Consider the following 14,400-nt stretch of genomic DNA (forward strand, 5'->3'; position numbering starts at 1 on the left):
CATCTGAAAAGAGACTGGGAAAAGTCTTAAACCTCAGAAAAAACGCATAATAACAGGTGTTGAAAACTTGATACTATGCGTTTATTATGGAAAGATTTACTTCATTTTTTCCTGAAATTGAGATTTTTCTCCAACCCCTTCTCTTACTGTACCTTAAAGGTCTTGAGATAATTGTCTTTTCCTACTTGACCTTCAAAGTTTTTACCATTTTCTAGGTAAGGAAGTTCATCAGATACAGAAGCCTTGACCTTGTATATCTTGCCATCAACTTTAAAGAAGTAGACGGTATCTCCCTTGATAACAGCTGATTTGAGGTCTGCTACCACACCCTTGATGCTTTCTGTTGTTGCATTATCAATCTCAAGATCATTTTTATTGGCATACTTGCTGAGCAGTTCTTCCACTGTCGTAGCTACGATAACATTTTGGTACTCGACTGCGTCTACCAGGGCGTACTCTTTGACCAAGCCAGCATTGTCCTTCAAACCCATGATGTACAAAGGCTTGTCATTGAGGTTGATGAGGATTGGGAAGGTTGCCTTGTATGATTTCTCTTGGACAGCACCTTCGGCTGATTCACGGGCCGATTCTTCAGTCGCTGAAGCCAAGCTGTACTTGGTGATTTCTCCTGTTCGCATATTTTCAAGGATGAAACCAAGATTACTTTCATCCGCATTAGCCGACGTCACACCTGTGTAGAGGTAGATGTCATTCCCGATAGACAAGTAATTATAGCCCTTGGTAGTCTGGGTCACGTTTTTCTTGGAAATCATGGCATTCCAGAAACCGTCCTTGTACTTGCCGTTATAGTTGATTTGTTCAATGGTTTCCTCAGCTGGATAAACCCTGTCCACCCATTCTGGAACATCTGATAAGCTGTATTCCTTGGTTTCTCCATTTGTAGCATCCAAGATAATGACTGAAACAGGACGAGGAACCGCAAGTCCAAATTGCTTTTGGTAAACCGTTGCTACATAGAAAGGATTGCCCTCATCGTCCACCTCGAAAGATGGAGTCTTGAAGATTTTGGTTGGGTACTTCAAGCGCAGGTGACGTTTGACGTCGCGGTTAAAATACTCTGAATCAGAATACTTGATTGGTATCTTCAACTCCACCAAGTTGGCATTTCCAGTTACCATATCCACCTTGATATACTCACCGATTCCCTTGGCTTGATTGTTAAACCATTTGATAGGATCTGCGTATTCTAGTGGCGTAACTCGATAGGGCTTCCCATCAATCGTTAGTTGAGTATAGGTGTCTGCTGCCACATACTGCGAAACCTTATCCGTCAGAGAACCCAAGTAGCGGTCGCCAATTTTTTCAGCAGTACTTCTGTCTAGAATAGGAACCTTACTGGTATCAGTCTTAGGAAATTCAGTAAAGTCTTTTTCCGTAACTGTGACTACATTAGCATAATTTTTAGCCTGAAAAATGCTGGAGGTCACCAAGGAAACTAAACCAGCCAAGAGAAGAATTCCTCCAATAGAAGCTAAAAGAACTTTACCTAATCGATTGATTTTGAAACCCTCAAAATTTAAGGCAGCTTCCGCCTTGCCATGACGCACATGGACTGTTTTAACCAGATTTATTCCCCTGCCAAAGCCAAATAAAATTGCCACAAGAAGCAAATGCCCGCAGAGGAAAAAGAGAAATTCCCAGCTGGTCAGGTTAAGGGGCGGTAAAAAGATATACCAGGTCGTTGCGATAAAAATAAGTTCAAAGACTATTCGTTTCATTTGCTTTCCTCCTAAATGATTCGTCCGTCCAAGTGATCCAGTTCATGCTGGCAAACCTGGGCTGGGAAGCCTGTCAAGGTAATGGTCTGTTCCTGCCACTTGCTGTCACGATAGGCAATCCTTATGGTTTCATAACGCTTAGTAGGTCTCACACCTACCAAGGACAAACAACCTTCTTCTGTCTCATAAGGTCCTTCAAAAGACAGGAGCACTGGGTTAAACATGACCACAGGAACCAAGCCAAGATTAAAGATAATCACGCGCTTCTGCACCCCAATCATATTGGCAGCCAGACCGACACAAGTCTCACGATTCGCTAAAAGTGTATCTTGTAAGTCTCTAGCAAGATACAGGTCTTCCTGACTTGCCGGCTGAGACACCTGATATAAAAACAAAATATCCTTTACAATTTTCTTCTCCACTTCCTCACACTCCTCTTGCTTTTTACTATATTATAGCAATTATAGCACAAAAGCCGACAACTGTAACCCCTTACCCTCAACTGTAGAAAAAAGCCATCCGAAGATGACTTTTTCTTTTTATATCGCATTCTTGTCAAAACCAAGTTTGCGTTGAACAAACTTAACAATTTCGACGATGATAATCATTGAGAAACTTCCAGCCATAACAATTCCCCATTGTGATAAGTCTAGTTTGGTTACGTGGAAGATTCCTTCAAGTGGTTCTACAACGATTGTTGCCATGAGAAGGATAAAGGATACCAAGATAGACCAGTTAAAGGTCTTAGACTTGAATGGGCCAACTGTCAAGATGGACTGGTAAACAGACTTGACATTGTAGGCATGGAAGAGCTGAATCAAGCCAAGGGTTGCAAAGGCCATAGTTAGGGCATCTGCATGAATCGCATGATTGTCACCCACATGAACTGGGTAAGCAAGGGCAAGGCCATAAACACTCATAACAAGGGCTGCTTGGAGTACACCTTGATAGATGATAGAACTGAAAACACCACCTGAGAAGAAGCTTGCCTTGCGTCCACGTGGTTTATGATTCATGACACCAGGCTCAGCAGGTTCAACACCAAGAGCGATAGCTGGGAAGGTATCTGTTACCAAGTTAATCCACAAAAGATGAACTGGCTGCAAGACGTCCCAACCAAAGAGGGTTGATAGGAAGATGGTTAATACTTCAGCAGTATTGGCAGAAAGTAGGTACTGAATAGTCTTTTGAATATTTGAGAAGACCTTACGTCCTTCTTCCACTGCGACGATGATAGTCGCAAAGTTATCATCTGCAAGAATCATGTCAGAAGCCCCCTTAGAAACCTCTGTACCAGTGATTCCCATACCGATACCGATATCGGCTGTTTTCAGAGCTGGAGCATCATTAACACCGTCACCTGTCATGGCAACGACTTTACCTTGTTTTTGCCAGGCCTTAACGATACGAACCTTATGTTCTGGAGATACACGTGCATAAACAGAGTATTGACCAACAACTTTTTCAAATTCTTCATCAGATAGTTCGTTGAGTTCAGCACCAGTTAAAACGTGGCCTTCTGTATCGTTTGCGTCAATAATTCCCAAACGTTTGGCAATGGCTTCTGCAGTGTCTTGATGGTCACCCGTAATCATGATTGGACGGATTCCAGCTTCCTTAGCTACACGAACAGCCTCAGCGGCTTCAGGACGTTCCGGGTCAATCATTCCAATCAAACCAGTAAAGATTAAATCATTTTCAAGCTCTTCAGAAGTGAGATTTTCTGGAATGCTATCGATAATCTTATAAGCACCTGCAAGGACACGCAAGGCTTGATGAGCCATTTCAGAGTTGTTTGTATGAATGAGGTTTGTAACCTTCTCATCAATCGGAGCAATATCCCCAGCCTTATCACGAAGAACACAACGTTTCAAAAGTTGGTCTGGCGCACCCTTGACTGCTACAAGGAAACGACCATCTGGCAATGGGTGAACCGTTGACATCAGCTTACGTTCAGAATCAAATGGTAACTCAGCCACACGAGGATATTTCTCTAAAAATCCTTTGACATCGTAGCCCTTGTCCAAGGCATACTGGATAAAGGCTGTTTCGGTTGGATCACCAATTAGATTGCCTTCCACATCAATCTTAGTATCGTTAGCTAAGACTACTGAACGTAGAAGCGGCATTTCAAGACCCAGTTCAATGTCATCAGCTGAGTCATGTAGGACCGCATCGTAGAAGACTTTTTCGACTGTCATCTTGTTCATGGTCAGCGTACCAGTCTTATCAGAAGCGATAATTTCCGTTGAACCAAGTGTTTCAACTGCTGGCAACTTACGAACGATAGAGTTTCGTTTAGCCAAAACTTGAGTACCAAGGGCAAGAACGATAGTTACGATAGCTGGGAGCCCTTCTGGAATGGCTGCAACGGCAAGCGCAACAGAGGTCATCAACTCACCAAGTGGATTTTTCCCTTGAATGAAGACACCCACTACAAAAGTAACAAGGGCAATGACCAAGATAGCATAGGTCAATACCTTAGAAAGGTTGTTCAAGTTTTGTTTGAGTGGTGTATCCGTCTCATCCGCATCTTGAAGCATGCCAGCGATATGACCAACTTCCGTGTACATACCTGTATTGACAACAACACCAAGACCACGACCATAAGTCACATTTGAGTTTTGGAAGGCCATATTGACACGGTCACCAATACCAGCATCTGCAGCAAGTTCAACTGTCAAGTCTTTTTCGACTGGCACAGACTCACCTGTCAAGGCAGCTTCTTCAATTTTAAGAGAATTGGCTTCAAGCAAACGTAGGTCTGCAGGTACTACATCACCAGCTTCAAGGGCAACAATATCTCCTGGAACCAATTCTTTAGAGTCAATCTCAGCCATGTGCCCATCACGAAGAACACGGGCAGCTGGACTAGACATGGATTTGAGGGCTTCGATAGCTTCCTCTGCTTTTCCTTCTTGGTAAACACCAAAGGCAGCATTGATGATTACCACGGCTAAGATGATAATAGCATCTGCGATATCTTCCCCACCAGAAGTCACAACTGACAAGATTGCTGCCGCAACTAGGATGATAATCATCAAATCCTTAAATTGCTCGATAAATTTGACCAGGATTGATCGTTTCTCACCTTCTTCGAGTTCATTGTGGCCAAATTCTGCAAGGCGCTTTTCCGCCTCACTTGATGACAAACCTTGCTCGGTCGCATCCACAGCCTGTAAGACCTCTTCAGGACTCTGAGTATAAAACGCTTGGCGTTTTTGTTCTTTTGACATGTGTCTCCTCCTTGACATTGTGTGCAAAACAGACTCTCTTTTCCCCATCGTATCTTTTCACGACAAACAAAAAGAGACCTGTTAATCATAACAAGTCTCGCTGTTTAAGATAGTGCCGGAAAGCATACTTTTCAGTACAAAATTCGGAATGACGACACTATCACAGGTTTCTGCCAGCTACTCCCTTGAGTAGTACTATTATACCAAATTTTGAAAAGTTTTCAAAGAGTAAAGATTCTATAAAATTCTATCCTTATCAAAAGTACGTTCACTGATAATATATCTAGGACGACGTTTCGTTTCTAGGTAAATCTTTCCAATATACTCACCAATTACTCCTAAACTAATCAATTGTACTCCACCAAGTAAACTAACTATTGCATAGGTGCTTGCCCAACCAGCCACAACCGTACCAGCAAACTTACTCAATATAACCCAAATAATTAATAGAAAACTAAAGAGTGACGTCAAAACACCAAGGCTTGTAATCAACCGAATCGGTTTGATTGATAAACTGGTAATACCATCCATAGCCAAACCAAGCATTTTAGATAGTGGATAATGACTCTCACCAGCAATTCGTTCATGGCGCTTATATGAAACGTAAGAATATTTAAAACCAACTAAAGGCATTAAACCACGAAGAAATAGATTCACTTCAGTGAATTTTTCTAATTCCTTCAAGAATCTTTTAGAAACCAAGCGATAGTCGGCATGATTGAAAACAACTTCTGCTCCAAATAGGCGTAGCACTTTATAAAAACCTTCGGCTGTAATTCGTTTAAAAGCAGAGTCCGTATCACGGTTATCACGTACACCGTATACAATTTCAGAACCACTTTTATACTCAGAAATCATCTTATCCATGCAGTTAATATCATCTTGTCCATCGGCATCAATGGTAATGACAATATCAGCAAACTGAATAGCTTCATACATACCTGCAAGAACACTACTTTGATGTCCCCTATTACGACTTTGTGATACACCAACCACAGAAGAAATGGAATTAGCATAACTTTTTATCAATTCCCAAGTTCGATCCTTACTACCATCATTGATATACATGATTTTACTAAGAGGATGGATTTCTTCTTTCTTCACTAATTGTTCAATTTTTTCAACAAACATTGGATTAGTATGTGGTAGGACTTGCTCTTCGTTGTAACATGGAATAACTATGTATAAAATCGGCTTTTCCCTACTCATACTATTCTCCTCCTTTTCTATAAATCATAGCCGTATCAATCTGTTTTTCTAAGTGATAATTGATTTTAATATAATCCTTGATAAAAGAATCAGTTCTCTTACCATAATCCCATTCAGTATCAAATACAATATAGATAGGAGGATTTTCTTGTATAGATTTTTTAAACTCATCAATAATAACTCGATCATCTGTCACCGCAGGGATAAAGAAAAATTTTGTACTAGCTAGCCGTTCACTGTACAAATAAATTGTTCCATTTTGACGGTGTGTATAAATTCGGTCATCCATCGATGTATTTTTCTCTATATAGCTAGCTACACGTTGCTGTTTTTCAGAATTATTGAGATATCTAGTATTCATATTCTTCATGATGTATTTCACATCATTCTGGTATACAATACTTAATCCTAAGAACAAGATAAGAAATACTTGAAAAGACATTTTCTTTGATATGCTATGAAATACATAGGAAATATATGGAATCAAAATCGGAAGCATCACTAAAATGTAATGGCCATAGCTTCTTTTCGAGATAAGAGCCAGAAGTAGACAAATAATAAAAACAAAATGATAGAAAATTGATTTTATTCCAAATTTCTTCCACAGTGGTATCAAGGAAAATAACATCAATAAATTAAGACTTAAGAGATTTGTTTGGGAAATGTACCATCTGATAATCTCATACATCGAAACGTTATTTGACTCTGTAGTATAAATAAAATTAATTCCAATCGACTGGTATACCATTTCAATAAAGATGCCCTTTGATAACAGATATAGGCACAAAGGGATAGTTGGTATTAATACTCCAAGGAAAAATAATCCAATCAAAGAAAACAATTCCCTATATGCTTTCTTTAGTATAAAATCAATCAATATATAAATACAAAATACTAGCCAAATCCCTATCATATTTGCTTTCGTAAAAAATACAATAGCGAAAAATGCACCTGATACTACGATGTCATTTTTGCTGAAATCGCTTTGTATAAACAGTTTTAAAAAAATGTATAATGAATAAGCCAAAAAAGGTAAAATAAAACCTTCTAAACTCCAACCGCCATCAAAAAAATACTCATAAATTATAAAGATAATTGCTAAAGTTAAAATTGTTTGCTTATTTCCAGTAAATAACCTTGAAATCTTATAGCTAGCTACAAAGAAAAGAAATGTGCAAAATAGGTATAAAAATTTAATTCCTAAAGCACCACCAATAAGATATCCTAGGTAGTTCAGTAAAAAAACAACTGGCCCCTTATGATCAAATAGGTCTGCATACATCAATTCTCCTCTATTCATTGCATACCCAAAATATTCAAAAATACTAGCATCTGAAAACGGTATTCCTTGTTTGACATTTGTTACCATCGAGAACCAGACTAAAACAGTAAAGAGCAAAGAAATACTCATCACTAAAATACTCATTTTTTTCAATTATATTCACCTCAACTTTTCACTTTATCAGTCTATCATATTTCCTAAAAAAAAAAGTATTTTCTGCTTTGTATTTTCTTACGTTTATCCGTCCTATTTGAATTTTCCCTTGAAAACCAGTATAATGGTAGAATGCTATGTGACTAGAAAGGAAGTTGGATGAAGCAATCTATTTCAAATCTCAAGTTAGCTGAGCGTGGGGCCATTATCAGTATTTCGACCTACCTGCTCTTGTCTGCGGCCAAATTGGCAACTGGTCATCTTCTTCATTCATCCAGTTTGGTGGCCGATGGTTTTAACAACGTCTCGGACATCATTGGAAATGTTGCCCTCTTGATAGGGATTCGGATGGCGCGCCAGCCTGCAGACCGTGACCACCGTTTTGGTCACTGGAAGATTGAGGATTTGGCAAGCTTAATCACTTCCATCATCATGTTTTATGTCGGTTTCGATGTACTTCAGGATACCATTCAAAAAATTCTCAGTCATGAAGAAACGGTCATTGATCCTCTTGGTGCAACTCTAGGAATCATTTCTGCAGCGATTATGTTTATGGTTTATCTCTACAACACTCGCCTCAGTAAGAAATCCAACTCCAAGGCACTGAAGGCCGCAGCAAAGGACAATCTTTCTGATGCTGTTACCTCACTTGGTACTACTATTGCCATCCTAGCTAGCAGTTTCAATTATCCCATTGTGGATAAACTGGTTGCCATTATCATCACTTTCTTTATCTTGAAAACTGCCTATGATATCTTCATTGAGTCTTCCTTTAGTCTTTCAGATGGCTTTGACGACCGTCTGCTTGAGGACTACCAAAAGGCTATCATGGAAATTCCAAAGATTAGCAAGGTTAAATCACAAAGAGGCCGTACCTACGGCAGCAATATTTACCTGGATATTACGCTAGAAATGAATCCTGACTTGTCTGTTTTTGAGAGTCATGAAATCGCGGATCAAGTCGAGTCTATGCTAGAAGAACGATTTGGTATTTTTGATACTGATATCCACATCGAACCTGCTCCCATTCCTGAAGATGAAATTATGGATAATGTCTATAAAAAACTCCTTATGCGCGAGCAATTGATTGACCAAGGAAATCAATTAGAAGAACTCCTAGCTGACGATTTTGTCTATATTCGTCAAGATGGAGAACAGATGAATAAAGAGGCCTATAAAGCCGAAAAAGAATTGAACTCTGCTATCAAGGATATTGAAGTTACTTCCATCAGCCAAAAAACCAAGTTAATGCGTTATGAATTAGATGGCATTATCCATACCAGTATCTGGCGTCGCCACGAAACTTGGCAAAATGTCTTTCATCAAGAAACCAAAAAAGAATAGAGAAATCCTGTCATGAGACGGGATTTTTCTATTCTTTTAACTATCAAATTCACTTAGGTATTCATAGCGTTCGTATTTTTCAAGGAGTGCTTCGTTTTTTTCATCTAGCTCTTTTTGAAGAGTAGTCAGCTTATCAAAGTCAGAGCCGTTAGCCTGCATTTCCTCTTCAATAGCAGCGATACGGCTTTCCAAGGCTTCAATATCGCCTTCAATATTTGCCCACTCCTGCTTTTCTTGGTAGGTCATGCGTTTCTTATCTTCACGGACCTTAACCACTTTCTCCTTTTCGGCCTTTTGCACTTGATTGGCCATCTCTGTTTCAAAGGCTTTTTCATCAAGATAGTCGGTGTAATGACCAAAGAATGGACGAATCTTGCCATCCTCAAAAGCGAGAATCTTAGTAGCCACCTTATCCAAGAAATAGCGGTCGTGACTAACAGTCAAAACTGGACCAGCAAAGCCTTGCAAGAAATTCTCCAAGACTGTCAAGGTTGCAATATCTAGGTCATTTGTCGGTTCGTCCAAGAGAAGAACATTTGGTTTTTCCAAGAGCAATTTGAGGAGATAAAGACGTTTTTTCTCTCCTCCAGACAATTTCTCAATCAAGGTTCCATGCGTCGAACGTGGGAAAAGGAACTGCTCCAGCAACTCTGCAATCGAAGTACTAGAACCAGCGCTGGTCTTGACCTCTTCTGCCACTTCCTGCAAGTAATTGATCACTCGCTTACTTTCATCCAAGCCCTCAATTTGCTGAGAGAAATAGGCGATGCGAACAGTTTCCCCAATCACAACTTGTCCTGCTGTCGGCTCAAGACTTCCTGCAATCAAGTTGAGTAGGGTTGATTTTCCAACACCGTTGTCTCCAACGATTCCAATACGATCTTTAGCCTGCACCAAAAGGTTAAAATCTTGCAAAATGGGCTTATTTTCATAGGCGAAGGAAACATCCTGAAACTCGATGACTTTTTTCCCAATCCGACTAGTCTCAAAATTCATGGTCAAGTCTGTCTCAGCACTACTGCCTGAAACTTCTTTCTTCAAGTCATGGAATCGATTGATACGAGCCTGCTGCTTGGTCGCACGCGCCTGCGGTTGTCTACGCATCCAAGTCAATTCTTGCTTATAGAGTTGCTCTTTTTTGTGGAGTAAAGCTGCATCTCGCTCGTCTTGTTCAGCCTTAAGGCGAACATAGTCCTGATAATTTCCCTGGTACTCGGTCAAGCCTGCGCGATCCAACTCGAAAATCCGAGTTGACAAAGCGTCTAGGAAATAACGGTCGTGGGTAATAAAAAGGACGGTCTTCTTAGAATTTTTCAAAAAGAGGGTCAGCCACTCAATAGTCGCAATATCCAGATGGTTGGTCGGCTCATCCAAAAGCAAGAGGTCGTGGTTGCCAAGTAAGACTTGCGCCAACTGGACCCGTCTTCTTAGACCACCTGACAAATCCCCAACAAGAGTAGATAAGTCCTGAATCCCCAGCTTGCTAAGGACAGTCTTTACCTGACTCTCAATTTCCCAAGCTTGGAGAGAGTCCATTTCAGCCATGACCCGTTCCAAACGAGCCTGCTTGTCCTCACTGTAGTTGAGCATGATCAACTCATACTCACGAATGAGCTGGATTTCCTTGAGGTCGCTGGATAGGACCGTATCCAAGACCGTCTTGCTATCATCAAAATCAGGATCTTGAGTCAAGTAACCAATCTGGTAATCATTCTTAGCTGAAAAAGGACTAACATCCCCATCAAAGCCAGAAACACCAGAAAGAACATCTAAAAGGGTGGTCTTCCCTGTTCCATTGACACCAATCAAACCAATTCTGTCTAGATCATGGATGATAAAGGAAATATCCTTAAAAACGGTCTTATCACCGACGGATTTACTTAGTTTTTCAACGATAAAATCACTCATTTTTTCTCCCTCAGATAAGCATGGATAGCTTGACGGTCATTTTGCAATTCTCCATCGACAATGGCATACTCAATCTCTGTTAAAATCTCTCCCAAGTCTGGCCCTGGCTGATAACCATATTCCTTGATCAAAATACCACCATTAATCTGAATTTCTTTCTTGTCATGAATGGTCAAACTCTGATAGGTTACTGTGACGGCTTGTGGGTTGACTTCTTTTCCTTGAGCCTGACGAAGATTTTCAGCCTGTAAAAGTAAGTCCAAGTCAAAGCGGTAACAATCGCGCTTGCTCAATTCTCCCTTTTCACGCAAGGATAAAATAGTCAGTAAATCCTGAACTTGCTTGGCAAACTGGCGTGATGTCTTCCAAGCCTTCAAAAATGGCTGCGCATTTTCAATCTCCAAAGCCCACAGTAGAGCCGTCCAAGCTTGTTCAGAGGATTCAAAGGTAAAATCGTTCTCTAACTCAAACAATCTGTTAAGCTTGTTCTGGCTAGCTGCCATATCAGGGAGATAGTCAGAAGCTTGACTCTCAATCATGGAAGCCAAGCCCCTTCTCCAAAAGGGAGCCAGCAAGAGTTTATCAAACTCGACAAAGGTACGCTCTACAGAAATTTTCTCCAAAAGAGGCGTCAAGGTCTTCATAGCTTTAAATGTTTCTGACTCAAGCTCAAAGCCAAGACTGGCCTGAAAACGAAAACCACGCATAATCCGCAAAGCATCTTCGTTGAAGCGCTCACTAGCTACTCCAACCGCCCGCAAGACTTGCTTTTCCAAATCTTCTAAACCATGAAACAAGTCAATGATTTCTCCTGTCTCGTCCAAGGCAAAGGCATTGACTGTAAAATCACGGCGCTTGAGGTCTTCTTCTAACGAGCGAACAAAGGAAACCGCACTGGGTCTGCGATAGTCCACATAGACATCCTCCGTCCGAAAGGTGGTTACCTCATACTCCTCATCCCCATCTAAGACCAAGACGGTTCCATGCTCGATTCCGATATCGGCTGTTCGCGGAAAAATCTGCTTGGTCTCTTCTGGATAAGAAGACGTTGCGATATCCACATCATGGATAGGGCGATTGAGAAGGGCATCTCGAACAGAACCTCCAACAAAATAAGCCTCAAAACCTGCTTCTTTAATTTTTTCTAATACTGGTAAAGCCTTCTGAAATTCAGAAGGCATTTGCGTTAATCTCATAATAAGTGTTCTAATCCATAGACAAGCTCATGACGCTTGACAACTTCTTTAATTCCCAAATTCACCCCTGTCATGAAGGAGCTGCGATCATAGGAGTCATGACGGAGGGTCAATCCTTCTCCCTGATTGCCAAAGATGACTTCCTGATGAGCTACCAAGCCTGGCAAACGAACTGAGTGAATCCTCATGCCATCAAAGTCAGCACCACGAGCACCTGCAATCAATTCTTCCTCATCAGGCGCACCTTGCTGAATGGACTCTCGAACTTCTGCTATCAATTCAGCTGTTTTAATAGCTGTTCCACTCGGAGCATCCTTTTTCTTGTCATGATGAAGCTCGATAATCTCCACATTTGGGAAATATTTAGCAGCCTGCTTTGCAAATTGCATAAGCAAGACAGCACCCAAGGCAAAGTTAGGGGCAATCAAGCCACCCAAGTCTTGGGCACGAGAAAATTCTTTTAGCTCTGCAATTTCTTCACTTGTGAAACCTGTTGTTCCAACTACTGGAGCGAAGCCATTTTCAAGAGCAAATCGTGTATTTTCATAGGCAACAGCTGGTGTAGTAAAGTCTACCCAGACATCCGCTTCAAAACCGGCTAAATCAGCCTTATCCTTGAAAACAGGAATTCCCTGCCATTCTGACTCAGACTCAAAAGGATCCAAAACTGCTACCAAGTCCAAATCTGGATCAGCCAAGACCATTTGACAAGCAGCCTGGCCCATCTTTCCCTTAAAACCAGCAATAATTACTCGAATACTCATCTCTACTCCTATTTAATATACAAAGCCTGTAAGAAGACAAAGTGAAAATAGGAGCTCTAATCAAGGAGTATTTACTCCTTGGAAGAACTATCTGTTTCACACAGGGTAACAGGCGTGTTCAATTATCAAGATACAAAGGACCTTAGCTGCCCATGAAAAATAGGGGATGGCGCTGACTTTCCATGAAAGGCAAGACAGACATCTTTTTTCAAGAGGCAGGTAGTCCGTGTTCAATTTCTAAGATACAAATCCTTCTTGACTAGTCTTGAAGTGCTAACTAAATCACTGGAATATAACCCAGAGCAATACTTCCTGACCCTAGGTGTGTCCCAATGACACTACCAAATGTAGCAAGTGAAATATCCGTACCTAGTCCAGATTCAATCAAGTTCTGACGCAATTCCTCAGCCTTTTCAGGAGCATTTCCATGAATGACAATGACCCGATATTGGCCTGAAGCCGTTGTTTCCTTAATGATTTCAATTAAACGCTTGGTTGCTTTCTTCTCAGTACGAACTTTTTCGTAAACTTCAATCACACCTTGGTCATTGAAATAAAGAATTGGCTTAATGCTTAGCAGATTACCCAAAATCGCAGCCCCATTTGAAAGGCGTCCACCTTTCACCAAATGATCCAGGTCATCTACCATGATAAAAGCTGACGTACGGCTAATTTGAATAGCTAGCTTATCCTGAATGATAGCAAAATCATCACCCTGTTCTCGCCAGTTAAAGACGCTTTCAACCATGATACCCAGAGGAGCACTTGTAATCAAAGTATCTGGAAAAGCAATGGTTAAACCTTCATAGTCATCCACCATATACTGGATATTTTGATAAAAACCAGAAATTCCAGAAGATAGGAAAAGCCCCAAGGCATGTGTATAGCCTTGTTCTTTGAGCGAAGTTAGAATCTCATCTAACTTGGCAATACTTGGTTGACTGGTCTTAGGCAATTCAGAAGCCTGAGCCATTTTTTGATAAAATTCCTCAGCAGTCAGATTGATACCTTCGACATACTCCTCACCATCAATATTGACAGGAATATCCAAGACAAACAAATCTTCTCTTTGTAAGGTCTCTGCACTGAGATAGGCAGAGGAATCTGTGATAACAGCTAATTTCATATTAGAACTCCAAATTGATTCCTGGTAAGTCTAATGCAATTTCAGTTACTTCGTAAGTCAAACGGTTGAGCATGTTCAAACATGGACGAGCCAAAGTTTCCACTTCTTCTTGGCTCAATTCACTTGGTTCATTGACAATACGGCCATCGATGTGGTTTACCTGTGAAATGGTTCCACTGATGACAAATTTATCAAATACAATCATAAAACTCAAGACGACAATCAAAGAAGTCACTTGATTTTCTTGATCATGTTGAATCAATTGGAAGTTCACATCCACCTTGGTTTCAGGAGCTCCATTTTCATTTTCCCATTCAAAATTACGCGCATCAAAATGATACTGACTAACAAATTCTTGTTCACGTTTAAGATTCATGTCTTTCTCCCTCGGCTACAATATTATAAGCTATTGTACCATAATTTTTTATTTTCATCTAGTTTTC

Annotated in this window: 11 protein-coding genes; 1 reads left to right on the forward strand and 10 read right to left on the reverse strand. The window is 40.6% G+C overall.

The features are described 5' to 3' along the window. Positions 1 to 143: 143 nt before the first annotated feature. From SK629_RS07810 to SK629_RS12680, 5 genes are all read right to left on the reverse strand, one after another. Positions 144 to 1,739, reverse strand: coding sequence for a hypothetical protein (locus SK629_RS07810; RefSeq protein WP_042901338.1), 1,596 nt, complete (start codon positions 1,737 to 1,739; stop codon positions 144 to 146). 11 nt (positions 1,740 to 1,750) lie between these two features. Further along, positions 1,751 to 2,161 carry a peptide deformylase gene (locus SK629_RS07815; RefSeq protein WP_042901339.1) on the reverse strand — a complete coding sequence of 137 codons (411 nt, stop codon included), beginning with the start codon at positions 2,159 to 2,161 and terminating at the stop codon, positions 1,751 to 1,753. Positions 2,162 to 2,278: 117 nt separating this feature from the next. Then, positions 2,279 to 4,975, reverse strand: a complete 2,697-nt coding sequence (locus SK629_RS07820) for a cation-translocating P-type ATPase (protein ID WP_042901340.1) — start codon at positions 4,973 to 4,975, stop codon at positions 2,279 to 2,281. Positions 4,976 to 5,212: 237 nt separating this feature from the next. After that, positions 5,213 to 6,184 (reverse strand): glycosyltransferase family 2 protein, encoded by a 972-nt coding sequence (locus SK629_RS07825; RefSeq protein WP_042901341.1) that lies wholly within the window; start codon positions 6,182 to 6,184, stop codon positions 5,213 to 5,215. 1 nt (position 6,185) lies between these two features. Beyond that, positions 6,186 to 7,619 (reverse strand): ArnT family glycosyltransferase, encoded by a 1,434-nt coding sequence (locus SK629_RS12680; protein ID WP_235219618.1) that lies wholly within the window; start codon positions 7,617 to 7,619, stop codon positions 6,186 to 6,188. Between the two features lie 159 nt (positions 7,620 to 7,778). Between SK629_RS12680 and mntE the strand changes: the two genes are divergently transcribed. Then, positions 7,779 to 8,963: a CDF family manganese efflux transporter MntE gene (mntE, locus tag SK629_RS07835; RefSeq protein WP_042901342.1), complete on the forward strand. Its 1,185-nt coding sequence runs from the start codon at positions 7,779 to 7,781 to the stop codon at positions 8,961 to 8,963. A gap of 36 nt (positions 8,964 to 8,999) precedes the next feature. On the opposite strand, the gene SK629_RS07840 is transcribed toward mntE, so the two are convergent. The 5 genes from SK629_RS07840 to SK629_RS07860 form a co-directional block, all read right to left on the reverse strand. Continuing rightward, entirely contained in the window at positions 9,000 to 10,871 is a 1,872-nt protein-coding gene (locus tag SK629_RS07840) for an ABC-F family ATP-binding cassette domain-containing protein (protein ID WP_042901343.1), read from the reverse strand. After that, positions 10,868 to 12,067, reverse strand: coding sequence for a CCA tRNA nucleotidyltransferase (locus SK629_RS07845; RefSeq protein WP_080710258.1), 1,200 nt, complete (start codon positions 12,065 to 12,067; stop codon positions 10,868 to 10,870). The genes SK629_RS07840 and SK629_RS07845 overlap by 4 nt, the downstream gene beginning before the upstream one ends. After that, on the reverse strand, positions 12,064 to 12,831 hold the full coding sequence (gene dapB, locus SK629_RS07850; protein ID WP_042901345.1) for a 4-hydroxy-tetrahydrodipicolinate reductase: 768 nt from the start codon (positions 12,829 to 12,831) through the stop codon (positions 12,064 to 12,066). The genes SK629_RS07845 and dapB overlap by 4 nt, the downstream gene beginning before the upstream one ends. 277 nt (positions 12,832 to 13,108) lie before the next feature. Beyond that, positions 13,109 to 13,957 carry a DegV family protein gene (locus SK629_RS07855; RefSeq protein WP_042901346.1) on the reverse strand — a complete coding sequence of 283 codons (849 nt, stop codon included), beginning with the start codon at positions 13,955 to 13,957 and terminating at the stop codon, positions 13,109 to 13,111. A gap of 1 nt (position 13,958) precedes the next feature. Beyond that, the gene (locus SK629_RS07860; RefSeq protein ID WP_020901717.1) at positions 13,959 to 14,333 is read right to left on the reverse strand and encodes a DUF1149 family protein; all 375 of its coding nucleotides are present in this window, start codon (positions 14,331 to 14,333) and stop codon (positions 13,959 to 13,961) included. Between the last annotated feature and the right edge of the window lie 67 nt (positions 14,334 to 14,400).

Source organism: Streptococcus mitis, assembly GCF_000722695.1.
In the GTDB taxonomy this organism is placed as follows: Bacteria; Bacillota; Bacilli; order Lactobacillales; family Streptococcaceae; genus Streptococcus; species Streptococcus mitis_O.